Source organism: Ruegeria marisrubri (assembly GCF_001507595.1).
In the GTDB taxonomy this organism is placed as follows: Bacteria; Pseudomonadota; Alphaproteobacteria; order Rhodobacterales; family Rhodobacteraceae; genus Ruegeria; species Ruegeria marisrubri.
In genome coordinates this window covers 1-23427 of the sequence record NZ_LQBQ01000012.1, presented here as the reverse complement: position 1 = coordinate 23427, position 23427 = coordinate 1, and the positions used below count along the sequence as shown (strand labels likewise).

The 23427-nt window shown below is 63.1% G+C and carries 22 protein-coding genes and 1 tRNA gene; 19 read left to right on the top strand and 4 right to left on the bottom strand.

Annotation, left to right across the window (positions count from 1 at the left end; translation table 11 throughout):
• Positions 1–15 precede the first annotated feature (15 nt).
• From AVO45_RS07205 to AVO45_RS07155, 11 genes are all read left to right on the top strand, one after another.
• Positions 16–903, top strand: coding sequence for a MurR/RpiR family transcriptional regulator (locus AVO45_RS07205; protein WP_068345435.1), 888 nt, complete (start codon positions 16–18; stop codon positions 901–903).
• Positions 900–1994 carry an aromatic ring-hydroxylating oxygenase subunit alpha gene (locus AVO45_RS07200; RefSeq protein WP_068345434.1) on the top strand — a complete coding sequence of 365 codons (1095 nt, stop codon included), beginning with the start codon at positions 900–902 and terminating at the stop codon, positions 1992–1994. The genes AVO45_RS07205 and AVO45_RS07200 overlap by 4 nt, the downstream gene beginning before the upstream one ends.
• A 30-nt stretch (positions 1995–2024) precedes the next feature.
• On the top strand, positions 2025–2417 hold the full coding sequence (locus tag AVO45_RS07195) for a carboxymuconolactone decarboxylase family protein (RefSeq protein ID WP_068345432.1): 393 nt from the start codon (positions 2025–2027) through the stop codon (positions 2415–2417).
• Positions 2418–2611: 194 nt separating this feature from the next.
• A complete protein-coding gene (pcaF, locus tag AVO45_RS07190; protein WP_068345430.1) occupies positions 2612–3814 on the top strand; it encodes a 3-oxoadipyl-CoA thiolase in 1203 nt (400 codons plus the stop codon).
• A 65-nt stretch (positions 3815–3879) separates the two neighbouring features.
• Positions 3880–4872: a 1,2-phenylacetyl-CoA epoxidase subunit PaaA gene (gene paaA, locus AVO45_RS07185; RefSeq protein WP_068345427.1), complete on the top strand. Its 993-nt coding sequence runs from the start codon at positions 3880–3882 to the stop codon at positions 4870–4872.
• 84 nt (positions 4873–4956) lie between these two features.
• Complete coding sequence (gene paaB, locus AVO45_RS07180; protein ID WP_068345425.1) at positions 4957–5241, top strand: 1,2-phenylacetyl-CoA epoxidase subunit PaaB; 285 nt, start codon at positions 4957–4959, stop codon at positions 5239–5241.
• Complete coding sequence (paaC, locus tag AVO45_RS07175; protein WP_068345423.1) at positions 5241–6002, top strand: 1,2-phenylacetyl-CoA epoxidase subunit PaaC; 762 nt, start codon at positions 5241–5243, stop codon at positions 6000–6002. The genes paaB and paaC overlap by 1 nt, the downstream gene beginning before the upstream one ends.
• A gap of 6 nt (positions 6003–6008) precedes the next feature.
• Positions 6009–6470: a 1,2-phenylacetyl-CoA epoxidase subunit PaaD gene (gene paaD, locus AVO45_RS07170; protein ID WP_068345422.1), complete on the top strand. Its 462-nt coding sequence runs from the start codon at positions 6009–6011 to the stop codon at positions 6468–6470.
• Between the two features lie 10 nt (positions 6471–6480).
• Positions 6481–7554 carry a 1,2-phenylacetyl-CoA epoxidase subunit PaaE gene (gene paaE, locus AVO45_RS07165; RefSeq protein WP_068345420.1) on the top strand — a complete coding sequence of 358 codons (1074 nt, stop codon included), beginning with the start codon at positions 6481–6483 and terminating at the stop codon, positions 7552–7554.
• Between the two features lie 12 nt (positions 7555–7566).
• A complete protein-coding gene (locus tag AVO45_RS07160) occupies positions 7567–8325 on the top strand; it encodes a Phenylacetic acid catabolic protein (protein ID WP_068345418.1) in 759 nt (252 codons plus the stop codon).
• Positions 8326–8489: 164 nt separating this feature from the next.
• The gene (locus tag AVO45_RS07155) at positions 8490–9146 is read left to right on the top strand and encodes a HigA family addiction module antitoxin (RefSeq protein WP_068345416.1); all 657 of its coding nucleotides are present in this window, start codon (positions 8490–8492) and stop codon (positions 9144–9146) included.
• A gap of 21 nt (positions 9147–9167) precedes the next feature.
• Here AVO45_RS07155 and AVO45_RS07150 read toward each other — a convergent pair whose 3' ends face one another.
• Genes AVO45_RS07150 through paaG form a run of 4 tightly spaced genes read right to left on the bottom strand, consistent with a single transcriptional unit; the run spans position 9168 to position 12310 of the window.
• Positions 9168–9764, bottom strand: a complete 597-nt coding sequence (locus AVO45_RS07150) for a TetR/AcrR family transcriptional regulator (protein ID WP_068345414.1) — start codon at positions 9762–9764, stop codon at positions 9168–9170.
• Positions 9765–9767: 3 nt separating this feature from the next.
• Positions 9768–11078, bottom strand: a complete 1311-nt coding sequence (gene paaK / locus AVO45_RS07145; RefSeq protein ID WP_068345412.1) for a phenylacetate--CoA ligase PaaK — start codon at positions 11076–11078, stop codon at positions 9768–9770.
• 15 nt (positions 11079–11093) lie between these two features.
• Entirely contained in the window at positions 11094–11522 is a 429-nt protein-coding gene (paaI, locus tag AVO45_RS07140; protein ID WP_068345411.1) for a hydroxyphenylacetyl-CoA thioesterase PaaI, read from the bottom strand.
• Between the two features lie 2 nt (positions 11523–11524).
• Complete coding sequence (paaG, locus tag AVO45_RS07135; protein WP_068345409.1) at positions 11525–12310, bottom strand: 2-(1,2-epoxy-1,2-dihydrophenyl)acetyl-CoA isomerase PaaG; 786 nt, start codon at positions 12308–12310, stop codon at positions 11525–11527.
• 103 nt (positions 12311–12413) lie between these two features.
• Between paaG and AVO45_RS07130 the strand changes: the two genes are divergently transcribed.
• The 8 genes from AVO45_RS07130 (at position 12414) to AVO45_RS07095 (ending at position 23344) form a co-directional block, all read left to right on the top strand.
• Positions 12414–14459 (top strand): FAD-dependent oxidoreductase, encoded by a 2046-nt coding sequence (locus tag AVO45_RS07130; RefSeq protein ID WP_082688710.1) that lies wholly within the window; start codon positions 12414–12416, stop codon positions 14457–14459.
• 61 nt (positions 14460–14520) lie between these two features.
• Positions 14521–15540, top strand: a complete 1020-nt coding sequence (locus AVO45_RS07125; RefSeq protein WP_068345407.1) for a TRAP transporter substrate-binding protein — start codon at positions 14521–14523, stop codon at positions 15538–15540.
• 61 nt (positions 15541–15601) lie between these two features.
• Complete coding sequence (locus tag AVO45_RS07120) at positions 15602–16108, top strand: TRAP transporter small permease (RefSeq protein WP_068345405.1); 507 nt, start codon at positions 15602–15604, stop codon at positions 16106–16108.
• Positions 16105–17457: a TRAP transporter large permease gene (locus AVO45_RS07115; RefSeq protein WP_068345403.1), complete on the top strand. Its 1353-nt coding sequence runs from the start codon at positions 16105–16107 to the stop codon at positions 17455–17457. Before AVO45_RS07120 ends, AVO45_RS07115 begins: the two co-directional genes overlap by 4 nt.
• A 42-nt stretch (positions 17458–17499) precedes the next feature.
• On the top strand, positions 17500–19530 hold the full coding sequence (gene paaZ / locus AVO45_RS07110; RefSeq protein WP_068345401.1) for a phenylacetic acid degradation bifunctional protein PaaZ: 2031 nt from the start codon (positions 17500–17502) through the stop codon (positions 19528–19530).
• A 69-nt stretch (positions 19531–19599) separates the two neighbouring features.
• A complete protein-coding gene (locus AVO45_RS07105; RefSeq protein ID WP_068345399.1) occupies positions 19600–20403 on the top strand; it encodes a PaaX family transcriptional regulator C-terminal domain-containing protein in 804 nt (267 codons plus the stop codon).
• Between the two features lie 255 nt (positions 20404–20658).
• Positions 20659–20735, top strand: a tRNA-Met gene (locus AVO45_RS07100).
• Between the two features lie 521 nt (positions 20736–21256).
• Positions 21257–23344: a CRISPR-associated helicase/endonuclease Cas3 gene (locus tag AVO45_RS07095; RefSeq protein ID WP_082688709.1), complete on the top strand. Its 2088-nt coding sequence runs from the start codon at positions 21257–21259 to the stop codon at positions 23342–23344.
• The last annotated feature ends 83 nt before the right edge of the window (positions 23345–23427 follow it).

The following is a 23427-nucleotide window of genomic DNA, read 5'->3' as shown; positions in this document are numbered from 1 at the left end:
ATACCATCGTCAATCATGAATGACACAAATGTATCAGACACCGTTCTTGACCGGCTGACCCGCGAATGGGACGCCCTGACGCCCGAGGCGCAGAAGGCGGCCCGCTATGTGCTGGAAAACCCTGCGGATGTAGGGGTTTCGACGGTGCGCGAAATCGCCGAGGCGGCCAAAGTGAAACCCAACACCTTTGTCCGCATGGCGCGGCAAGTGGGGTTCGAGGGTTACGAGGATTTCCGCGCGCCGTTCCGCGAAGCGATTCGCCGCGGCGCCGTTTCCTTCCCCGACCGGGCCCGCTGGCTTCAGGACATCGGCAAGTCGGGCGAGATGGGCGGACTCTATGCCGACATGGTCGGCGCGGCGATCCGCAACATCGAGGAAACATTTGCCGGGATCAACGCCGAAAGCCTGCAGGCAGCCGCCGAGGTGATCTGGAACTGCAGGCAGGTCTATACCCTCGGCGTCGGCGTGAACAACGCCAATGCCCGAAACTTCACCTATCTCGCCTCTACGGGGATGAAGCAGTTTCACGCCATTCCCCGCCCCGGCTCGACCCCGGTGGATGATCTGGCCTGGGCCGACGCGCAGGACGTGCTGATCGCCATGACCTGCAAACCCTACCGGACCGAGGTGATCGAGGCGGTGAAACTGGCCCGCGAACAGGGGCTGACCGTGGTGGGCATTTCCGACAGCCCCGCCAGCCCGATCATTCTGAACGCCGATCACGGCTTTGTCGTCGCCGCCGACACACCGCAATTCTTCCCCTCTTCGGTCTCGACCATCGCTTTTCTGGAAACGCTGCTGTCCTTCGTGATCGCGGTATCCAGCGATGAGATCGTCGAGCGGGTCGAGCGGTTTCACCAAAGAAGACATCAACTTGGGATCTACGCGGAGGACCCCGAATGAACGCACCCCTGACGCACTCGCTGGATGCGCGCTATTACACCGATCCGGCGGTTTTCGAGAACGAGATGAACGGGCTGCTGTCGCGCACCTGGCAATTTGCGGGCCATGTCAGCCAGGTCCCGAATGTCGGGGACTATTTCGCCTTCGAGATCGCCGGACAGAACCTGTTCTGCATCCGGGGCCGCGACGAGGTGGTGCGCACCTTTTACAATGTCTGCCAGCACCGGGCGCATGAAATGGTCACCGGCACCGGCAACACCCGCGTGGTGGTCTGCCCCTACCACGCCTGGACCTACGAGCTGACCGGCCACCTGCGCGCCGGCCCGAACATCAAGTCGGTCCCGGGTTTCGACCGCTCGGAAATCTGCCTGACCGAGGTGCGGACCGAGGATTTCAACGGCTTCATCTTCGTCAATCTCGACGACAATGCCGCCCCCATGGATGAATGGTATCCCGGTGTTCGCAAGGAACTCCGCGAGTATGTTCCGAACATCGACAGGCTGGCACCGCTGGAATGGGTCGAGGTGCCCGAGACCTGCAACTGGAAGGTTTCGGTTGAAAATTATTCCGAGTGCTATCACTGCCCCGTCAACCACCCGACCTTCGCCGAAGGCGTGATCAAGCCGGAAACCTACGACATCCAACCCGACAAGACTGGCGGCTACGTGTTGCGCCACACGACCGAGTGTCAGTCGCTCGACAGGATGACCTACCCGATCGACCTGGGCGCGAACGAACATGCCGGCGACTACCAGTCGTGGTTCCTGTGGCCGATGTTCAGCTTTCAATGCTATCCGGGCAATGTGCTGAACACCTATCACTGGCGCGCCCATGACGTGGACAGCTGCACCGTCTGGCGCGGCTGGTATACCGAGGACGGCGCCGAAAGCGACGTGATCCGCGGGCTGGCCGTGCAGGACCGGCAGACCACCGTCGAGGAAGACATCCGTCTGGTCGAAAGCGTGCATCGCGGTCTGAAGTCCAGGGGCTACAGGCCCGGCCCGCTGGTGCTCGATCCGTCCTGCGGCGTCAATTCCGAGCATTCCATCGCCACCCTGCAGAAATGGATGCGCGAGGCGGTGGATGGCTGAAACAGCGAAAGTGCGGACGGAGAACACCAGATGACCGACAGTTTTGACGAAGACCTCTTTCTGAAGGGGCTCGCCCAGCGCAAGGCGACATTGGGTGCGGAATACGTGGAAAAGAACCTCGCCGCCGCCGATGACTTTACCCGCCCCTTTCAGGAGGCGATGACCGCGTGGTGCTGGGGGTTTGGCTGGGGCGACGACGTGATCGACGCCAAGACGCGCTCGATGATGAACCTGGCGATGATCGGGGCGCTGGGAAAGATGCACGAATGGGAGATCCATTGCCGCGGCGCCTTGAACAATGGCGTCAGCAAGGAAGAAATCCGCGCCATCATCCATGTCGTCGGCATCTATTGCGGCGTCCCGCAGGCGTTGGAGTGCTTCCGCGTGGCCCGAAAGGTTCTGACAGAGGCCGGAATGCTTTGATTTCAAACCCCTAGAGCCCCGACAAGGCCCGCCGCCCGGCGGGCTTTTCTTTTTGCCACTCAAGAACATGTTACCAAAAACCGAAAAGAGGCACGATCACGTTACATTTTTCTTGCCGCGAATCATTTTCGCCCGTATTACCCGACCAAGCGGTCACTTAATGACGACCACCGAAAGACTGGAGTTTCTGACGCATGGACGCCTTTATCTGCGACGCTCAACGCACCCCGATCGGACGCTATGGCGGGGCCTTGTCCCAGGTCCGCACCGACGACCTGGCAGCCATTCCGCTGGCCGCGCTGAAAGAGCGGAACCCGCAGGTGGACTGGGCCGGTCTGGATGACGTGATCATGGGCGACGCGAACCAGGCGGGCGAAAGCAACCGGAACGTGGCCCGCATGGCCGCGCTGTTGGCCGGTTTCCCGGTCGAGGTTCCAGGCACCACCATCAACCGCCTCTGCGCCAGCGGCATGGACGCGGTCGGCATGGCGGCCCGCGCGATCAAGGCTGGCGACTATGACATGGCGATCGCAGGCGGCGTCGAGAGCATGTCGCGCGCGCCCTTCGTGATGCCCAAGGCGACCAGCGCCTTTTCCCGCGCCAACGCGGTCTATGACACCACCATCGGCTGGCGTTTCGTGAACCCGAAGATGGAACAGATGTACGGCACCGACTCCATGCCGCAGACGGCCGACAACGTGGCCGAGGAATACAACATCAGCCGCGCCGACCAGGACGCATTCGCAGCACGCAGCCAGGCCCGCTGGGCCGCGGCGCACCAGGCCGGGGTGTTTGCCGAGGAGATCACCCCGGTCACCATCCCGCAGCGCAAGGGCGACGCCATCGTCGTCGATACGGACGAGCACCCGCGCCCCGGCACGACTGCCGAGAAACTGGCCAGCCTGCACGGCGTCAACGGCCCGCACAAGACCGTGACCGCGGGCAACGCCTCGGGTGTCAATGACGGTGCGGCGGCGATCCTGATGGCGAATGAGGCCGCGGCCGAAAAGAACGGGCTGACCCCGATCGCCCGCGTCGTCGGTATGTCGGTCGCCGGCGTCAAGCCTCGGGTCATGGGCATCGGCCCGGTGCCGGCCAGCCGCAAGGTTCTGGAGCGCGCGGGCCTAACCATCGACCAGATGGATGTGATAGAGTTGAACGAAGCCTTTGCGTCGCAGGGCCTCGCCACGTTGCGAGAGCTTGGCGTGGCCGATGACGCACCCCATGTTAACCCCAATGGCGGCGCGATCGCGATCGGCCATCCGCTGGGCATGTCAGGGGCGCGGCTGGTGATGACCGCCGCCTATCAGTTGAAACGCACGGGCGGGCGCTATGCGCTGTGCACCATGTGCGTCGGAGTCGGTCAGGGTGCGGCCCTGATCCTGGAACGCGTCTGAAGCGCGGCCCGAAACGAATTCGGTTTCAGCCGCACGACACACAGGATTGCTGGAGGAGAGCCAGAATGTATGCACAGATGATCAAGACCGCCCGAACAGGCGTCAAACCCCGCGAGGAGATGTCCGAGCAGGAACGCGCCTTTCAGGACAAGATCGATGCCGGGATCAAGATCGAGCCGCGCGACTGGATGCCGGATGACTACCGCGCCACGCTGATCCGCCAGATCGGCCAGCACGCGCACTCGGAAGTGGTCGGTCAGTTGCCCGAAGGCAACTGGATCACCCGCGCGCCGACGCTGGAACGCAAGGCGATCCTGCTGGCCAAGGTGCAGGACGAGGCGGGACACGGCCTGTATCTCTACTCGGCCGCCGAAACGCTGGGCGAAAGCCGCGACGAACTGATCCGTCTGCTGCATGAAGGCCGGATGAAATACTCGTCGATCTTCAACTACCCGACGCTGAACTGGGCTGATATCGGCGCGGTCGGCTGGCTGGTCGACGGGGCCGCGATCATCAACCAGGTGGCGCTGCAGCGGACTTCGTATGGCCCCTATTCCCGCGCGATGATCCGCATCTGCAAGGAAGAGAGCTTCCACGCCCGTCAGGGCTATCATGCGATCATGAAGATGGCTTTCGGCACGCCCGAACAGAAGAAGATGGCGCAGGACGCGGTCAACCGCCTGTGGTTCCCGGCGCTGATGATGTTCGGCCCCTCGGACAAGGACTCGGTCCATTCCGAGCAGTCGATGGCGTGGAAGATCAAGGTCAAGACCAATGACGAGCTGCGCCAGCAATTCGTCGATCAGACCGTGCCTCAGATCGAGTATCTGGGCCTCGACCTGCCGGATCCGAACATCAAGTGGAACGAGGAACGCGGCCACTATGATTTCAGCGACCCGGACTGGAGCGAGTTCTTTGACGTCATCAAGGGCAACGGTCCCTGCAACGTCGATCGCATGAACGCCCGCCGCAAGGCCTGGGACGATGGTCAGTGGGTGCGCGACGGCCTATTGGCCCACGCCCGCAAGAAAGCCGCCGCCAAGGTGGCGGCCGAGTAAGTCAAAAGGATGATCTGCGGCGCAAGGCACCCGGTTTTCGCCACCGGATTCAGCATCTGCGCCTAGCCAGGAGGAGAACGACACATGAAAAACGAATGGCCCCTGTGGGAAATCTTCATTCGCGGCCAGCACGGCATGAGCCACCGTCACGTCGGCTCGCTGCACGCGCCTGACGCCGAAATGGCCATCAAGAACGCCCGCGACGTCTACACCCGCCGCAACGAAGGCGTGTCGATCTGGGTCGTCGAGGCCAGGCACATCAGCGCCACCGCGCCGGGCGACAAGGGCCCTCTGTTCGAGCCGTCGGAGTCCAAGGTCTATCGTCACCCGACCTTTTTCGACATCCCCGAAGAAGTGGGGGCGATGTGATGACCCGCGACGAAGCATTCCTGCAATTCCTGCTGCGGATGGGGGACAACACCCTGATCCTCGGCCATCGCGTCAGCGAATGGTGCGGCCACGCGCCGGTTCTTGAGGAGGACATTGCGCTGGCCAACACCGCGCTGGACCTAATCGGCCAGACGCAGATGTGGCTTGGCCTGGCCGGAGAGGTTCAGGGCGAAGGCAAGTCCGCGGATGACCTCGCCTTCCTGCGTGACGTCTGGGACTTCCGCAACGTGCTGCTGGTCGAAGTGCCCAATGGCGATTTCGGCCGCACCCTGATGCGCCAGTTCCTGTTCGACGCATGGCATTCGATCATGCTGGGCCGTCTGTTGAAATCGTCCGACGAACGTGTCGCCGCAATCGCCGAAAAGGCCAGCAAAGAGGTTGCCTATCACCTCGAACGCTCGGGCGACACCGTGGTCGGCCTTGGCGACGGCACCGAGGAAAGCCACAAGCGAATGCAAGAGGCGCTGGATTACCTCTGGCCCTATGTCGGCGAGATGTTCGCCAGCGACGAGGTCGATGCCGAGATGGTCGCGGCAGGTATCGCGCCCGACCCGACGGGCCTGCGCGAGGAATATGACGCGCTGGTCGGCAAGGTTCTGGGCGAAGCGACTCTGACCATTCCCGACAGCCGCTTTGCCCACAAGGGCGGCCGCGACGGGCGCATGCATACCGAGCATCTGGGTCACCTGCTGACCGAGATGCAGTGGCTGCAGCGGGCCTATCCGGGCGCAACCTGGTAAGAGCCGATGACGCGCGCCACCGTAGAACAGGTCTGGGAATGGCTGGATGCCGTTCCCGACCCCGAGATCCCTGTGATCTCGGTCGTCGATCTGGGGATCGTGCGGGACGTCGCCTGGGAGGGGGACACCCTGACGGTCGCCGTGACCCCGACCTATTCCGGCTGTCCGGCTACGTCCGTCATTTCGATGGATATCGAGACGGCGCTGCGCGACCACGGCATCGACAAGATCAAGCTGGAAACCCGCATCTCTCCGGCCTGGACGACGGACTGGCTCAGCGAAAAGGGCCGTGCGAAGCTCGAGGAATACGGCATCGCACCGCCCCAGCCCGCAGGCGGACCCGAACGCTGCCCGCATTGCGGCAGCACGGCAGTGGAAAAGGTCAGCCAGTTCGGCTCGACCCCGTGCAAGGCCCATTGGCGCTGCACCGACTGCCTGGAACCCTTTGATTATTTCAAGTGCATCTGAGGAGGACCGGATGGCACGCTTTCACGATCTGGAAGTCACCGACATCCACAAGACCATCCGCGACGCGGTCGTGGTGACGCTGAAGCCGGTGAACGGCTCGGCCGAGGAATTCGATTTCACCCAAGGTCAATATCTGACTTTCCGTCGCGACTTCGACGGCGAGGAACTGCGCCGTTCTTACTCGATCTGCGCCGGCAAGGACGATGGCGTCCTTCAGGTTGGCATCAAGAAGGTCGACGGCGGCGCCTTCTCGACCTGGGCCAACGAAGAACTCAAGGTCGGCGACACGCTGCAGGCGATGCCGCCGATGGGCGGGTTCTTCACCCCGCTCGATCCCGAGGCCGAAAAGCAGTATCTCGGCTTTGCCGGCGGCTCGGGCATCACCCCGGTCCTGTCGATCCTCAAGACCACCCTGGCGCGCGAGCCCAAGTCACACTTCACGCTGGTCTATGCCAACAAGGGCGTCAACACGATCATGTTCCGCGAGGAACTGGAGGACCTCAAGAACCTCTACATGGGCCGCCTGAACGTTCTGCACATCCTCGAGACCGACGCGCAGGAGATCGACCTGTTCACCGGGCTGGTGACCAAGGAGAAATGCGCCGAACTGTTCAAGCACTGGATCGACATCGAGAACGTGGACGCCGCATTTATCTGTGGTCCCGAACCGATGATGCTGGGCATCGCCGAGGCCCTGCGAGAGCATGGGCTGGACGACAGCCAGATCAAGTTCGAGCTCTTCGCCAGCGCCCAGCCGGGCCGGGCCAAGCGCAAGGTGACCTCGGCCGAGGCCACCACCAGCGCCAACCAGACCAAGGCGGCGATCACGCTCGACGGCGCGACCCAGACCATCACCATGCCCAAGGATCAGTCGATCCTTGATGCGGCGCTGGAAAACGCGATGGACGCGCCCTATGCCTGCAAGGCCGGGGTCTGCTCGACCTGCCGCTGCAAGGTGCTCGAGGGCGAAGTGGAAATGGTCGCCAACCACGCGCTCGAAGACTACGAGGTCGAGAAAGGCTATGTGCTGAGCTGCCAGGCCTTCCCGCTGACCGACACCGTCGTCGTCGACTACGACCAGTAAGGGAGAGGGACTATGGCCGAAGACATGACGATCGAAAGCTATCTGGCGGCAGGCGGCGTTCTGACCAACCCCACCAACGTCCCACCGCGCTATCGCGGCGAGTTGATGAAGCTGATGGCGACCTTCGTGGACAGCGAACTGGCCGGCGCGGCCGGCTTCGCCGACATCATCAACCAGGGCCCGGGCATCAAGGAACGGATCGCGGCCGCAAAGATCGTTCTGGAAAAGACCGACAACGCCGACCGCGTGCTGAGGATCATGGGCGAGTTCGGGGCGAATACCGAACGCTACGCCACGCACCACCCCTGGACCGCCCGGCTGGAGCGCGACGCCGACATCGGCACGACCCGGACCGAACATGACATGCGCCTGGCGGTGTTCAACTATCCGATCCAGGGCTGGGTCGATGCGGTCGTGATGAACCTGCTGATGAGCCGCGCCGTCGTGGTGCAGCTGGCCGAGTTCTCGATGATCTCCTACCAGCCGCTGGCCGAGGCGTTCCGGGCCATCGCGCCCATCGAGGCGCATCACGGCGAGTTGGCGCTGGAAGGCGCGGTCAAGCTGATCGAACAGGGCCATGCGGATGAAATGCAGGCCTCGGTCGATTACTGGTGGCCGCGCGTGGCCGCAAGCTTTGGATCGGCAACCTCGGAGAAGTTCGAGGGCCTCAAGGCGATGGGTCTGCGCCGGACGACAAACGCCGCGCTCAGAACCCGGTGGGAAGCCGAAGCCGGAGAGATCCTGAAGAACCTTGGTCTGAAAGCAGGCTGAGCACCGCCTGCATTCCCGGACAAAGTGATCTGCCGCCCCACCCGGGCGGCGGATTTTTTTCGGCCGGACGATCCTTTCCCGCGAACGCACCCTGCTGGCTGGCTTCACCGGCCGTGTGCTGCTATTCCCTCTGCGAGAATGTTCCGATGGAAAGGATGCCAGGAATGGCCAGCAAACCCTCCGTTCAGCCGGCAGATGCCAAACAGGTCAAGGAATGGCTGGACCGCAACGAGATCCTGCTCGTCGATGTGCGCGAGACGTCGGAATACGAGGTCGAGCACATTGCCGGCGCCCTGCTGCTGCCGCTGTCCAGCTTTGACCCCGAGGTTTTCCCGTCGCTGCCCGGCAAGAAGGTGGTTCTGCACTGCGCCGTGGGCAAACGCTCGGAAGCGGCGGGCAAGATGCTCATCAACGAAGGGCATACGGACGTGATCCACATGACTGGCGGCCTGGAATCCTGGAAAGCGGCGGGCTATGCGACCGAGGTTCAGCTTCTTCCCCCGGACGAGGCCGCGCCCGAGAAGCCGGTATTCCTGTGTCCCTCGCCAGGCGAGGTTCTGCGGAACGAGTATCTGGAACCGCTAGGCATATCCCCGATGGAACTGGCGCAGCGGATCGGCGTCCTGCAGGGCCGGATCGACGACGTGCTGGCGGGCAAATCCAGTGTCGGCGTCGAGCTCTCGCTGCGGCTTGCCCGCTATTTCAGCACAGCGGCGGATTTCTGGGTCCACCTGCAGCTTGAACACGATCTCGAACGCGCCCGTCATTCGATGGGCGAACAGATCCGCCAGCAGATCACACCCCGCACTTCGTCGCTGTAGGGAAAAAACGACCGACCGGCCTCAGAGCCCCTGCAGACCGTGCAGCGTCAGGTTGCTGACCAGTTTGGCATAGTCTTCCCGCGCCGCGGCATCGGCGCCGGAATTCCACATGTAATACCAGTTGAGCATACCGAAGACCGACATCGTGGCCGAGCGCAGCTTGGCCGCGTCCTCCTTGAACACCTCGGGCGCGTTCTCTGAGATGATATTGCTGAGAAACACCACCATGTCGCGCTGATACCCGCGCAGCAGTTTCTGCTGATCCTCGGGCAGAGCCGACATGCCGCTGGTCTGCACGCGGTGCTCATCATCCACGCCCTGATAGGCCAGCAGGATCTCGGCGACGACCTTGTGCAGACGCTGGGGCGCGCTGAGCCCTTCCATGTCGATCCCGCAGATCAGATCACGCAACTCGCGCAGATAGGTTTCGAGGATGTCGAACAGGATCGCATCCTTGCTGTCATAGTAGTGATAGATATTGGCCTTGGAGATACCGCACTCGCGGGCGAGCTGGGTCATCGACGCGCGGTCGAACCCTTCCTTGGCGAAGACGCGCGCAGCAGACTTCAGAATCTGCGCGCGCTTCTGATCATGGTCTTTGGCGATGGTACGGGCCAAGCCTTACTCCTTGTCTCGGTTGTCGACGACGCGCTTGGCCTTGCCCTGACTGCGTTCGACATCTCCGGGTTCCCCTACAATAATCTCGGTGGAAACACCAACGATGTCCTTGATCCGCTTGGTCAGCATCCGGGCGGCGGCCGTCTTGCTGAGTTCATCGGCCGCATCCGGCATGGCCTCGACATAGACCCGCATCGCGTCCATGCGACCCGCCTTGTAGAGTTCGATCTGGTAGTGCGGGGCAATTCCACCGGTGGCCATCACCTGCTCTTCGATCTGGCTGGGGAAGACATTGACGCCACGCAGAATGATCATGTCATCAGAGCGGCCCGTGATCTTCTCCATCCGGCGCATCGAGCGCGCGGTGCCCGGCAGCAGCCGCGTCAGGTCACGGGTGCGATAGCGGATCATCGGCAGGCCTTCCTTTGTCAGCGTGGTAAAGACCAGCTCGCCCATCTCGCCATCGGGCAGCACCTCGCCGGTGACCGGGTCGATGATCTCGGGCAGGAAGTGGTCTTCCCAGATCACCGGGCCGTCCTTGGTCTCGACGCATTCGTTGGCGACGCCCGGGCCCATGATCTCGGACAGGCCGTAGATGTCGACCGCGTGCATGTCAAAGGCCTGTTCGACCTCCTGCCGCATCGCGTCGGTCCAGGGCTCGGCCCCGAACACGCCAACGGACAGAGAGCTTTCGCGCGGGTCGAGACCCACCTTGTGATACTGTTCCAGGATGTTGAGCATGTAGGACGGCGTCACCATGATCCCGTCGGGTTTGAAATCTGTGATCAGCCCCACCTGTTTCTCGGTCTGCCCGCCCGACATCGGCACCACGGTCGCGCCAAGCCGCTCGATGCCGTAATGCGCGCCCAGACCGCCGGTAAACAGGCCATAACCATAGGCGTTGTGGACCATGTCGCCCTTGCGCAGACCGCTGGCGCGCAGGCTGCGGGCCACCAGATCGGCCCAGTTGTCGATGTCGTTCTTGGTGTAGCCCACGACGGTCGGCTTGCCGGTCGTGCCCGAGGACGCGTGCAGGCGGATGATCTGTTCGCGCGGCACGGCGAACAGGCCAAACGGATAGTGGTCGCGCAGGTCGTTCTTGTAGGTGAAGGGGAACTTGGCCAGATCGCTCAGCGTCTGCAGGTCGTCGGGATGCACCCCGGCCTCGTCGAACCGCTGCTTGTACATCGGCACGTTGTCATAGGCATGGCGAACCGACCACTTGAGCCGTTCCAGTTGAAGGCTGCGAATTTCGTCGATCGACGCGATCTCGATCGGGTCCAGATCTTCTTTTCTCGGGGTAAGGTCCTTCATGGCGTCCTCCTCGCCTCAATTCTCGTCGAACAGAGAGCCCTTGATCGCCCGCGAAAACCCGCGGAACTCGGCGATCTTGCGGCCATCCTGGTTGGTTACGGTTACATCATAGATCCCGCTGCGCCCGGTCAGGCTCAGCTCGGTAGCTTTCGCGACCAGCCGGTCGCCCCGGTGGCCCGGCGCGATGAAGCTGATCAGATTGTGCTGGGCAACCGTGGACTGGTTGCGGCTGTTGCAGGCCAAGGCAAAGGCGCTGTCGGCCAGCATGAAGGTCACACCGCCATGGCAAATCCCGTGCCCGTTGCAGTGATGCTCCTCGACCGTCATTTCCAGCGTCGCGGTGCCTTCGTCGATATGGAGGATTTCCATGCCCGCCCATTTCGACGCATTGTCGCCGGCCCACATGGCCGCGGCCGACTTCTCCGCGCGTTCCTTTGGCGTCATCGTCAGCGGCCCCGGAAGTTCGGCGCGCGTTTTTCGAGAAAGGCGGTCACCCCCTCGGCATAATCCGCGCTCTCGCCGCAGGTTTTCATGGCATCGGCCTCAAGTTCCAGATGATCCGACAGTGAATTGACGGCAGCGGCCTGGATGGCCTGCTTTGTCAGCCCCAGACCCAGCGTCGGGCCATTCGCGAACTGCTGGGCCATGGCGCGGGCCTCGTCCATCAGTTGGTCGTCCGGCAGCGCCTTCCAGATCAGACCCCATTCTTCGGCCTGTTTGGCCGGCAAGGGTTGCGCGGTCAGCGCCAGCCCCTTCGCGCGCGCCTCGCCCAGCAGGCGCGGCAGGTGCCAGCTGCCGCCGGTGTCGGGGATCAGCCCGACCTTGGCAAAAGACTGGATGAACTTGGCCGATTCCGCCGCCAGCACGATATCGCAGGCCAGCGCAAGGTTTGCACCCGCCCCGGCGGCGACGCCATTGACCGCGCAGATGACGGGAAACTCCAGCGACCGGATCAGGCGCACCAGAGGCGCATAGAACGTGCGAACAGTGTTCCCCAGATCCGGCGGGCCGTCCATCTTCGACGGATCCCGGTCGCCCAGGTCCTGCCCCGCGCAAAAGCCGCGACCCGCGCCGGTCAGCAGCACCGCACGCGCGCCTTCGTCGCGCGCCTTTTCGAGCGCCGCGCGCAGGGCATAGTGCATTTCATCCGTGAAACTGTTCAGCCGGTCCGGGCGATTGAGAGTTATTTCCACCCAATTTCCATGGCTTTGCGCAAGAATCGTATCGGTCATATCCAGCCCGCTTTGCGAAAGTTACGACAATGTTCTTGCATAAACCGAACGGTTGGTCAATAAATTCCTCGCAAATCGATTCCCAGAGTTCGGGGGCAAGTGAATGGCTGACAACACGGTCGTTTCCGTTACACGAGAAGGCGACATCGCCTGGGTGGAGATCGACAATCCGCCGGTGAACGCCACATCGACCGCCGTGCGGGCGGGCCTTGCCCGCGCCGTGACCGAGGTGCAGGGTGCGCGGGTCGCGATCCTGACCTGCGCGGGACGCACCTTTGTCGCCGGCGGTGACATGTCCGAGTTCGACCGCCCCGCCGAAGAGCCGCATCTGCCCGACGTGGTGCAGATGCTGGAAGACAGCGCGACCCCTTTCATCGCCGCCATGCACGGAACCGTTCTGGGCGGCGGGTTCGAGATCGCCATGGGCTGCACCTGGCGGATCGCCGCAGAGGGCACGAAGTTCGGCCTGCCCGAGGTCAATGTCGGCCTCATTCCCGGCGCCGGAGGCACCCAACGCGCGCCGCGCCTGCTGGGCATGCAGGCCGCAATCGACATGGCCTGCTCGGGCAAGTTTCTGGATGCCGTGAAAATGGAAAAACTGGGCGGCATCGACAAGATCGCGGCAGGCGACCTCAAGGCGGCAGCCCGTGAATTCACGCAGGCGCTGCCGCAGCGCCCCGCAAAGGTCCGTGACCGCACCGTCAAGGCGCTGGACGTCGAAGCCTACGCAGAGACAGAAGCCGCGCTGCGCAAGCGGGCCAAGGGCCAGAAATCGCCGCTGTTGAACCTCGAAGCCCTGCAATGGGCCGCCCTGCCCTTTTCCGAGGGCCAACCGAAAGAGCGCGCGCTTCACCTGGAACTGCGCCAGTCGGCCGAAAGCAAGGCCCTGCGCTATGCCTTTTTCGCGGAACGCGTGGTGAGCAAGCCCAAGGCGATCGAAGGCGTCGCCCCGCGCGACGTCGAGCATTTGGCGATCGTCGGTGGCGGCCTGATGGGCGCGGGCATCGCCATGGCCTGCCTGAGCGGCGGCCTGTCCGTCACACTGATCGAGCGAGACCCCGAATCCGCAGCCGCAGCCCGCGACCGCGTGGCCGGCCTGATCGACGGCGGCGTCAAGCGCGGCAAGATCAGCGAGGCCAAGAAAGCCGACATGCTGGCCCGCCTCGTCACCACCGACAGCTACTCCGATGCAGCAAGTGCCGATCTGGCAATCGAGGCGGTCTTCGAGGATCTCGAGGTCAAGAGGGGTGTATTCGCGCAACTGGCACAGGTGATGTCTGAGGACGCGATCCTTGCCACCAACACCTCTTACCTGGACCCGACCCTGATCTTCGAGGGCATCTCCAACCCATCGCGCTGTCTGGGCCTGCATTTCTTCAGCCCGGCGCATGTGATGAAGCTGCTGGAGATCGTCAAGACCCCCGACACCTCGGCCGAGGTGCTGGCGACCGGCTTTGCGCTTGGCAAGCGGCTGCGCAAGGTTTCGGTCCTCTCGGGCATATGCGACGGCTTCATCGGCAACCGGATGCTGGCCGCCTACCGGCGCGAGGCCGAATATCTGCTGGCCGACGGCGCCCTGCCGCACGAGGTCGATGCGGCGATGCGCGCGCAGGGGCTGCCCATGGGGCCGTTCGAGTTGCAAGACCTCACCGGCCTGCAGATCGCCTGGGCCAACCGCAAGCGGCAGGCGGCGACGCGCCCGCCCGAGGAACGTTACGAGCGGATCGCCGACACGCTCTGCGAGATGGGCCGCTTGGGCCAGCGCAGCGGCGAGGGCTGGTATCGCTACGCCGAGGGGGCCCGCACACCCCAGCGTGACGAGGAAGTCGAGCGGCTGATCGAACGCTACTCGGCCGAACGCGGAATCACCCGCCGCAGCTACACCCCCCAGCAGATCGCCGACCGGCTGCTGGCCGTGCTGGCCAACGAGGGCGCCCGCATCGTGCAGGAGGGAATCGCCGAGCGCCCCGAGGACGTCGATATGGTGCAGCTGCACGGATACGGCTTCCCCCGTTGGCGCGGCGGCCCGATGCATCTGGCCGAGATGCAGGGGTGGGAAAACATCATGAAAACCATGCGCTTGGTCGCCGAGGAAAGCCCGAACTCGTGGGTTCTCGCCGACCCGGCCAAGGCAACCGCAACCTGTTGATGGTTACAAAAAGGACCATTAACGCATCAATGACTCATGTTTTGGAGGAGGATAACCAGTCATGAAATTCACCAAACTGACCACCCTTTTGGCTTCGGCCGCGCTGGCCGTGACCGGCACTGTTGCGATGGCGGCGGATTACACGCTGACCATTTCCAGCTGGGCGCCGCCGACCCACGGCATCAACGCCAAGATGTGGCCTAAATTCGTCGAGATGGTCGAAGAGGCCACCGACGGCAAGGTGACCGCTGAGTTGAAACTGGGCATCGCCCCTCCGCCGGCACAGATGGACCTGATCATGGACGGCGCTGCCGACGCGTCGATCATCTTCCACGGCTACCAGCCCGGCCGCTTCGTCGTCACCAAGCTGATCGAGCTGCCCGGCTATGAAGGCTCGGCCGAGGCCGCATCGGTCGCCTACTGGCGCGCCTACGAGAAATATCTGGCCCAGGCCGACGAACATCGCGGCGTCAAGGTCATCGCCCTGCACACGCACGGCCCGGCGCAGCTGCACACCAGCTCTCCGGTCACCAGCCTGGACGAGATTTCGGGCCTCAAGGTCCGCATCCCCGGCGGTGTCGGCGGTGATGTCGGCACGGCTCTGGGCGCGACCGGCATCCAGGTTCCGGCCCCCAAGGTCTATGAAACCCTGGCCTCGAAGGCCGCCGATGGCGTGGTCATGCCCTTCGAATCCCGCAAGGGCTTCAAGCTGACCGAAGTGGCTCAGAACGTCTATGAAATGCCGGGTGGCCTCTATCGCGGTTCGTTCGCCTTCATCATGAACGAGGACACCTTCGCCGACCTTCCCGAGGACATCCAGAAGGCGCTGGAAGAAAAGGTGTTCGGCGAGCCGCTGAGCCGCGAAATCGGCAAGATCTGGGACGAGATCGACGGCATCGGTCGCGCGGAAACCGAAGCTGCCGAAGGCAACGCCATCAATGCCGCCTCGGAAGCCGACCTCGAGAAGTTCTCGGCCATCGCAGCCGACATCCGCGAGAAGGTCATTGCCGAGGTTGCCGGTACGGGCGTCGATGCTCAGGCCGCCTATGACATGATCAAGTCGGAAATGGCCGCCTACTGATCCTGATCCGGGGGCGGCGGTCAACTGCCGCCCCCAAAGCAAGACCCGCGGGAGGAGCCGCATGACAACTCTCATCCAATTCGTTCGACGCGCCAGCGTTCTGCCGGTCGTCGTGGCGTGCATCGCCCTGTTCATCCTGATGGTGATGACATTCTGCGACGTGATCCTGCGTTCGGTCTTCAATTCCCCAATCGAGGCCGCAACCGAGCTGACCCGCATCCTGATGGCGGTTCTGGTCTTTTCGGTTCTGCCGATCATCTCTGTCACCAACGGTCAGATCGCCGTTGACCTGACCGACGGAATTTTCCACCGCCTGCGTCTGGACCGCATCCGCGATGCGATCATCTATCTGGTCAGCGGCGCCATGCTGTTCTGGCCGGTGAAACGCGTCTGGGTTCTGGCCGAACGCGCGCGCGATTACGGCGATGTCACCGAGTATCTCTCGATCCCCACCTATATCGTGGGCTGGTTCATCACGGTCTCGGTGGCGGTGACAGCCGTCGTGATGATCGCGACCGGCCTGCTGCACCTCTTTGCCCCCCAATACCTGTCGGAGCATTCCAGATGACCGCCGCCCTAATCGGATTCGCCCTTGTCCTGGTTCTGGTGCTGGTGCGCCTGCCCATCGTGTTCGCCATGGGCCTGGTCGGCACGCTTGGTTTCGCCTACGAGCGCGGCGGCTCGATCTTTGACGAGCGCGGGCTCAAGGCCGCCATGTCGATGGTCGGCCGTCAGATCATGGACACCGCGCAGGATTATGGCCTGTCGGTGGTGCCGCTGTTCATCCTGATGGGCCTGTTCGTCAACAAGGGCGGCATGGCGCGCGAGCTTTACGCCGTTTCGAACGCATTTCTCGGCCACATGCGCGGCGGCATCGCCATGGCGACCGTGGCGGCCTGCGGAGGCTTCTCGGCCATCTGCGGCTCATCTCTGGCGACGGCGGCCACCATGTCCAAGGTCGCCATGCCGCAGATGCGCCGCTATGGCTATTCCGACGAGCTTTCGACCGCCTCGATCGCGGCGGGGGGCACGCTGGGCATCCTGATCCCGCCTTCGGTCATTCTGGTGATCTACGGCCTGCTGACCGAAACCTCGATCGGCAAGCTGTTCATGGCCGGGATCGTTCCGGGTGTACTAGGCATCCTGTTTTACCTCTTCGCCGTGCGCTGGACCGTCTGGCGCAACCCCGATGCCGGGCCGGCCGGTGAACGCGCAAGCTGGGGCGAGCGGTTCCGGGCGCTGGGATCGGTCTGGGCGGTGCTGCTGCTGTTCTTCCTGGTCATCGGCGGCCTCTATGGCGCCTTCGACTTCCACCCGCTGAACCTGACCTTTTCGCCCACAGAAGCTGCGGGCATGGGTGCTGCCGGGGCCTTTCTGATCGCGCTGTTCCGTGGCGGACTGACCGTCGGCTCGACCTTCGAAGTGTTGAAGGAGACCACCTTCACCGCCGCCGCGCTGTTCTCGGTGCTGATCGGCGCGCAGATCTTTTCCAACTTCATCAACCTCGCCGGCCTGCCCGAGGCGCTGATCGCCATGGTCACGGCCTATGACGTGGCGCCCTTCGTGGTGATCCTGATGATCCTCGGCATCTACATCATCCTCGGCTGCGTGTTCGAGTCGCTGTCCATGCTGCTGCTGACGGTGCCGATCTTCTTTCCGCTGGTCACCTCGCTGGGCTATGATCCGATCTGGTTCGGCATCGTCGTGGTGGTCGTGACCGAGATCTCGCTGATCACCCCGCCGGTGGGCTTGAACGTCTTCATCCTCAAGGGCGTTGTCGGCAATGTCTCGACCGGAACCATCTTCCGCGGCGTGACCCCGTTCTGGGTCGCCGACATCTTCCGCCTTGCCCTGATCGTGCTGGTGCCGATCGTGGTACTCTATCTGCCTCAGCAGATGGGCGCGATGGGCCACTGACGCACGCAAGCAACCCTCAACCGACCCGGAAAGGGAACTGACATGAGCCTTCTCGAGATTTCCAGCTTTGCCGCTGGCACCTGGATCGCCCCCGGCGCCGGCGCCCGCACGATCGCCTCGGCCATCACGGGCGAGCCCTTTGCCACCGCCGGCAACAATGCGTTGGACGTGCAGGCGATGCTGGACTTCGCCCGCGACACCGGCGGCCCGGCCCTGCGCAAGCTGACCTTTCACGAGCGCGCCAAGATGCTCAAGGCGCTGGCCCAGGCCCTGACGGCCCGCAAGCAAGAGCTCTATGCCCTCAGCTTCAACACCGGCGCGACGCAAAGCGACCACCTGATCGACATCGATGGCGGCATCGGCACGATGTTCGTCTTTGCCTCGAAAGGCCGCCGCGAAATGCCCGACGGCCATGTCTATCTGGACGGCGATGTCGAGCAGCTCTCGCGGAATGGCACCTTCCTGGGCCAGCATGTCTGCACCCCGCTGCAGGGTGTGGCCGTGCATATCAACGCCTTCAACTTCCCGGTCTGGGGGATGCTGGAAAAACTGGCCCCCACCCTGCTGGCCGGTGTTCCGGCCATCGTGAAACCGGCCACCAACAGCTGCTACGTCACCGAGCTGGCGGTGAAGATCATGCTCGACAGCGGTATCCTGCCCGCAGGTGCCCTGCAACTGGTCTCGGGCGGCCTGGGCGACATGCTCGACCGGCTAACCTGTCAGGATGTGGTCAGCTTCACCGGCTCTGCCGACACCGCCCTGAAGTTGCGCCAGAACCCGGCAATCGTGGAAAACTCGGTGCGGTTCGTGGCCGAGCAGGACAGCCTCAACGCCTCGATCCTCGGACCGGACGCGCAGCCGGGCACGCCGGAATTCGACCTCTTCATCAAGGAAGTCAGCCGCGAGATGACGACCAAGGCGGGGCAGAAATGCACCGCGATCCGCCGCATCATCGCACCCCAGGCGCAGGTGGACGCAGTGATCGAGGCGCTGACCGCCCGCCTGTCGAAAACCGTCATCGGAGACCCGCGCCTGGAAACCACCCGCATGGGGGCGCTGGTCTCGAACGGGCAGAAAGCCGACGTTCTGGCAAAGGCCGAGATCATCGGTCAAGAAGCCGAGCGCGTCTTCGGCAACCCCGACGACTTCGAAGTTGACGGGGCGGATGCCGACAAGGGCGCCTTCGTGCCGCCGATGCTGTTCCACTGCGCCGACCCGGACAAGGCGAGCCGCGTTCACGACACCGAGGCCTTCGGCCCGGTTTCGACGGTCATGGGCTACCGTGACCTGGATCACGCGGTCGCCATCGCCAATCGCGGCCAGGGCTCGCTTGTGACCTCGGTCATCACCCACGACCCGGCGGTTGCACGCGACGTGGTGATGGGCGCGGGCGCCTGGCATGGGCGCATCTACATCAACAACCGCGACTCGATGAAGGAATCCACCGGCCACGGCTCGCCGCTGCCTCACATGGTCCACGGCGGCCCCGGCCGCGCCGGTGGCGGCGAGGAAATGGGCGGCGTGCGCGGCGTGAAACACTACATGCAGCGCACCGCCGTTCAAGGCTCGCCGGAGATGCTGACGCGGATCGGCGAGAAATGGGTGCCCGGCGCCACCGAGATCCAAGGCCCCGCCCATCCCTTCACCCGCCGCTTCGGCGAGTTGGAGATCGGGGAAACCCTGCACACGGCCTCGCGCACGGTCACGATGGACGATATCGAGCATTTCGCCCATTTCACCGGCGACACCTTCTATGCCCACATGGACGAGGACGCAGCAAAGCGGAACCCCTTCTTCCCGGGCCGCGTGGCGCATGGCTACCTGCTGCTCTCGTTCGCGGCCGGCCTGTTCGTCGAGCCGAACGAAGGACCTGTTCTGGCCAATACCGGCCTGGACGGCTTGCGTTTCATGAAGCCGGTCAGCGCGGGCGACAGCATCAAGGTGCGCTTGACGGTCAAGAAAAAGACCCGCCGGACCGACGAATATGGCGAGGTGCGCTGGCACGTCACCCTGACCAATCAGGATGACGAGATGGTCGCGGAATACGAGCTGCTGACCATGAATGCCTACTAGGCTGCCTCGGTCACGAACCTAGGGACAATTCCGTTTTCCTTATCGGTCATGGGGCTTTAGACTGGCTCCATGACCAATGTATTTTCCTGGTTCGACGCGGCTGTGGCCGAGTTGGCCGACCCTCAGAATCAACGCGTCTGGTCGATCATCGTGTCGTTGTTCGGCGACCTCGCGCAGGAACGCGGAGCCAAGATCTCGGGCGGTGCCCTGACCCGGATCATCGAGCCCATGGGGATCAAGCCCGAGGCCATCCGTGTCGCCCTGCACCGGCTGCGCAAGGACGGCTGGATCGAAAGCACCCGCAGCGGCCGCGCCTCGATGCATTTCCTGACGGAATTCGGTCGGGCGCAGTCCGCGCAGGTCACCCCACGCATCTATGATCGTGATCCCGAAACGCCCGAGACCTGGCACCTGTTGATCGCCGAGGACGGGCCGGGCATTCACACTCTCGACGATCTCATGCTGACCCGGCACTATACCGCGATCGGGCGAAACGTGGCGCTTGGCGCCGGCCCCTTGCCGAGGAACTGCGACGATCTCGTCGCCTTCGAAGTCACCGCCCGCGCGGTTCCCGACTGGCTGCGTGAGCGGCTTTGCCCTCAGGACCTGCGCGAGGCTTGCACCAGCCTGCGCGATGCTGCTCGCCACGCCTTTGAAACCCGCCCAGGGGATTGGCAGCCCTCGCCGCTCGAAACCGCCACGCTGCGGACGCTGATCGTGCACCGCTGGCGCCGAGTCGTGCTGCGTCACCCCGACCTGCCCCCGGTTTTCTTCCCGCCGGACTGGGCCGGTCAAGAATGCCGGGCCGAAGTCTTCCGCCTGCTCGATACCCTGCCACGGCCGAGCCCCGCGCAAGTCAACAGTTTCACCTGACCAACCGGACGCACTGGATCAGGCAGGCGCGAGGAAAATCATTTGAACCGTTGCGGTGCAGTAGCGTGTGCTGCGCTACGCCCCGGAGCCTGCGCGAGCTTCATCCTTATGATCGCCGCTTCGGTCAGAGCTGCGGGAGCCAACACCGAGCAGCGTTTCCCTCGGGTTCCAGGAAAGGCTGAAAGAAACATCTCGAAACCGTTCATTTCCCTCTTGACCCTCCCCGGCCCCTCCCTTAAATCGCCTCTCACTCAAGGCGGAGTAGCTCAGTTGGTTAGAGCAGCGGAATCATAATCCGCGTGTCGGGGGTTCAAGTCCCTCCTCCGCTACCAATATTCCCAACGAAAATGAGTCGCATACTGCCCCAGCGAAAATAGACGGGCAGGCAGTCCCTGCACGTCAGTCCGATGAAGCCGGTACTGTGGAACCAATAGCGGCGGTCCCGATGTTTGATATCTACTTCAATCCAGTCCCAGCAGCTACTCAAACTCGCAGGCACGGTGGAGCATGTCGGATGGTCTTCGTCCGACTGTTCGCGGGCGTTCCTTTTCTGTAAATCACAGTCATTGCATAATTTATTGAAGTGCAGGTAGACCGTTCCGTTTCGCGCTAGACGAGGAAGCCTCCGAAGAGCGCTTTGCGAATCTGGCGTTACGCAAGATGATCTGGGTGAGGCATTGGTGAGCGCGGCGCCGAAACTCAAATGGATACTCGCTTTAGGCCACATATGCGACGATCAACTATTGGGAATTTGCCTTCCTTTCTTGACAGCTTAGCGGTGAATATCCATGTTCGCTTCAGTCATTGACATCCTCCATTCCACCAAAATTGCCAGCTGATACGAGATATCCTGTTGCCACTGTTCGCCCACTCTCGCCCTGGTCAGCCCGTAGAGCGATGGGAATTGCTAACCGACCACCTGTTCAATGTCGGTGTGGCCGCCGAAGCAAATGCAGATGTGATCGGCGCTGGGTCTCTGGCAAGAGCTGCTGGCCTTTTGCATGATCTCGGAAAGATCAAACCCGAGGTCCAAGCGCGTATCTCCGGCAGCCCCAAGCGCGTTCCGCACAGCGGTGAAGGCGCTCGGTACGCAGATGACAAATTCGGGCCGCTTGGGCGGTTGATGGCCTATTGCATCGCCGGGCACCACGCTGGGCTGGCCAACGGGTTAGAAAGATCCAATGGGCACCCGCCAACGCCGCTAGCGGAACGGTTGGCCCAGACAAAGCCGGTCGAATTGCCCGATTGGTTGGAACTGCCCGCCCCCGAGCTGCCGGCCCCGCTGGCAGGTTTTGGTAAGCCAATTCCGCATTTCGAAGTGCAGTTCTTCGTTCGCATGCTGTTTTCCGCGCTTGTCGACGCTGATTTTGTCGAAACCGAGCGGTTCTACTCGCCCGACGCCCCTCGCGGCTGGACGGGTTCGCTGAACGACCTCCGCGGTGCACTTGGCAACCACCTGTCGCGCTTCGGCCCGCCCGAAGGTGCCGTCAACCAACTGCGTGGAGAGGTGTTGGAAGGCGCGGGGCACGCCGCCGCCGAGCGGCCCGGGCTGTTTTCCCTGACCGTGCCCACTGGCGGGGGTAAGACACTGAGCTCACTGCGCTTTGCGTTGGACCACGTGCAGCAACACGGGTTGCGTCGGGTGATCTACGTCGTGCCCTATACCTCGATCATCGAGCAGACGGCGGATGTGTTCCGCGCGGCTCTGGACGATGCCGACGCAGTGCTGGAGCATCACTCGGCCTTCGACTTCCAAGACATGGAGGACGAGACCGAGGCCGAGCGGATCAAGCTGGCGGCACAGAACTGGGACCGGCCGGTGGTGGTGACCACGGCCGTGCAGTTCTTCGAAAGTCTCTTTGCCAACCGCACCTCCAAATGCAGAAAGCTGCACAATATCGCCGGTTCGGTCATTGTGCTCGACGAGGCGCAATCGCTGCCAATCCCGTTCCTGCGCCCTTGCCTCGCGGCGATCAAGGAACTGACCCGCGGCTATGGCTGCTCCGCCGTCCTCTGCACAGCGACCCAGCCAGCAATCTACAAGGAGGACGGGCTGAAGGCGCCAGAGGCGCTCCTGCGCGGCGAGACCCGCGAAATCGCCCCCGATCCGTCACGGCTTTACGACCACCTCAAGCGGGTCGAGGTCGTGAAATTGGGTCGGCTGACCAATGCCGAGCTAGCAGAGCGCGTGCGTGGCCGATCGGCGCTGGTGATCGTCAACAACAAGCGTCAGGCGCGGGCGTTGTATGACGATTTGCGCGGCGATGGCGTCTTCCACCTGACCACCAACATGACCGCTAGCCACCGCGCCACTGTTCTGGGCGAGGTGCGCAGGCGCCTGCAAGAACGCCCAGTTCTGCTGATCGCCACCGCGTTGGTCGAAGCCGGGGTCGACCTCGATTTCCCCGAAGTCTGGCGTGCGGTGGCCGGGATCGACTCCATCACCCAGGCGGCGGGTCGCTGCAACCGCAACGGTAAGTTGGAACGTGGGCAGGTCTTTGTCTTCAAACCGGAAGAGGACTACCCGCCTCCACGGGAATTGCAAATAAACGCCGAGATTGCCTGCCGAATCATGGCGGAGTACGCCGACCCATTGTCACCGGACGCGGTCAACGCCTATTTCAGAGCACTCTACTGGAGCAGCAGCGCCGATCTCGACAGCCGGAGGATCATGGGACGGATTGGAGAAAGCGGTAACCAACTCGAATATCCCTTTGCCGACATCGCTGCCGATTTCTCTCTGATTGAGGACTACAACAAGCCGCTGATCCTAGGCTCGGGCCCTTGGGGCATGGACGAGGACGCGCAGCGGCTCCTCAGCTACAGCACCCATGCCGGCGCTATCGCTCACGCGCTGCAGCGCTACACGGTTGGGGTATCGCCAAAGATCCTGAGCGATCTGATTCAGATCAAGGCGGCCAGCGCTGTTGATTTCTGCTGAGAAGTGACCCGGTAGCCCCCCAGATTTTCACTGAGAATTGACCCATGTGAACACGTTGCCCTGACGGATTCGGTCGGGGAGAT

Coding starts and splice junctions, on each gene's coding strand:
- AVO45_RS07205 (WP_068345435.1), top strand. CDS start 16: ATGAATGACACAAATGTATCAGACACCGTTCTTGACCGGCTGACCCGC.
- AVO45_RS07200 (WP_068345434.1), top strand. CDS start 900: ATGAACGCACCCCTGACGCACTCGCTGGATGCGCGCTATTACACCGAT.
- AVO45_RS07195 (WP_068345432.1), top strand. CDS start 2,025: ATGACCGACAGTTTTGACGAAGACCTCTTTCTGAAGGGGCTCGCCCAG.
- pcaF (WP_068345430.1), top strand. CDS start 2,612: ATGGACGCCTTTATCTGCGACGCTCAACGCACCCCGATCGGACGCTAT.
- paaA (WP_068345427.1), top strand. CDS start 3,880: ATGTATGCACAGATGATCAAGACCGCCCGAACAGGCGTCAAACCCCGC.
- paaB (WP_068345425.1), top strand. CDS start 4,957: ATGAAAAACGAATGGCCCCTGTGGGAAATCTTCATTCGCGGCCAGCAC.
- paaC (WP_068345423.1), top strand. CDS start 5,241: ATGACCCGCGACGAAGCATTCCTGCAATTCCTGCTGCGGATGGGGGAC.
- paaD (WP_068345422.1), top strand. CDS start 6,009: ATGACGCGCGCCACCGTAGAACAGGTCTGGGAATGGCTGGATGCCGTT.
- paaE (WP_068345420.1), top strand. CDS start 6,481: ATGGCACGCTTTCACGATCTGGAAGTCACCGACATCCACAAGACCATC.
- AVO45_RS07160 (WP_068345418.1), top strand. CDS start 7,567: ATGGCCGAAGACATGACGATCGAAAGCTATCTGGCGGCAGGCGGCGTT.
- AVO45_RS07155 (WP_068345416.1), top strand. CDS start 8,490: ATGGCCAGCAAACCCTCCGTTCAGCCGGCAGATGCCAAACAGGTCAAG.
- paaK (WP_068345412.1), bottom strand. CDS start 11,078: ATGAAGGACCTTACCCCGAGAAAAGAAGATCTGGACCCGATCGAGATC.
- paaI (WP_068345411.1), bottom strand. CDS start 11,522: ATGACGCCAAAGGAACGCGCGGAGAAGTCGGCCGCGGCCATGTGGGCC.
- paaG (WP_068345409.1), bottom strand. CDS start 12,310: ATGACCGATACGATTCTTGCGCAAAGCCATGGAAATTGGGTGGAAATA.
- AVO45_RS07130 (WP_082688710.1), top strand. CDS start 12,414: ATGGCTGACAACACGGTCGTTTCCGTTACACGAGAAGGCGACATCGCC.
- AVO45_RS07125 (WP_068345407.1), top strand. CDS start 14,521: ATGAAATTCACCAAACTGACCACCCTTTTGGCTTCGGCCGCGCTGGCC.
- AVO45_RS07120 (WP_068345405.1), top strand. CDS start 15,602: ATGACAACTCTCATCCAATTCGTTCGACGCGCCAGCGTTCTGCCGGTC.
- AVO45_RS07115 (WP_068345403.1), top strand. CDS start 16,105: ATGACCGCCGCCCTAATCGGATTCGCCCTTGTCCTGGTTCTGGTGCTG.
- paaZ (WP_068345401.1), top strand. CDS start 17,500: ATGAGCCTTCTCGAGATTTCCAGCTTTGCCGCTGGCACCTGGATCGCC.
- AVO45_RS07105 (WP_068345399.1), top strand. CDS start 19,600: ATGACCAATGTATTTTCCTGGTTCGACGCGGCTGTGGCCGAGTTGGCC.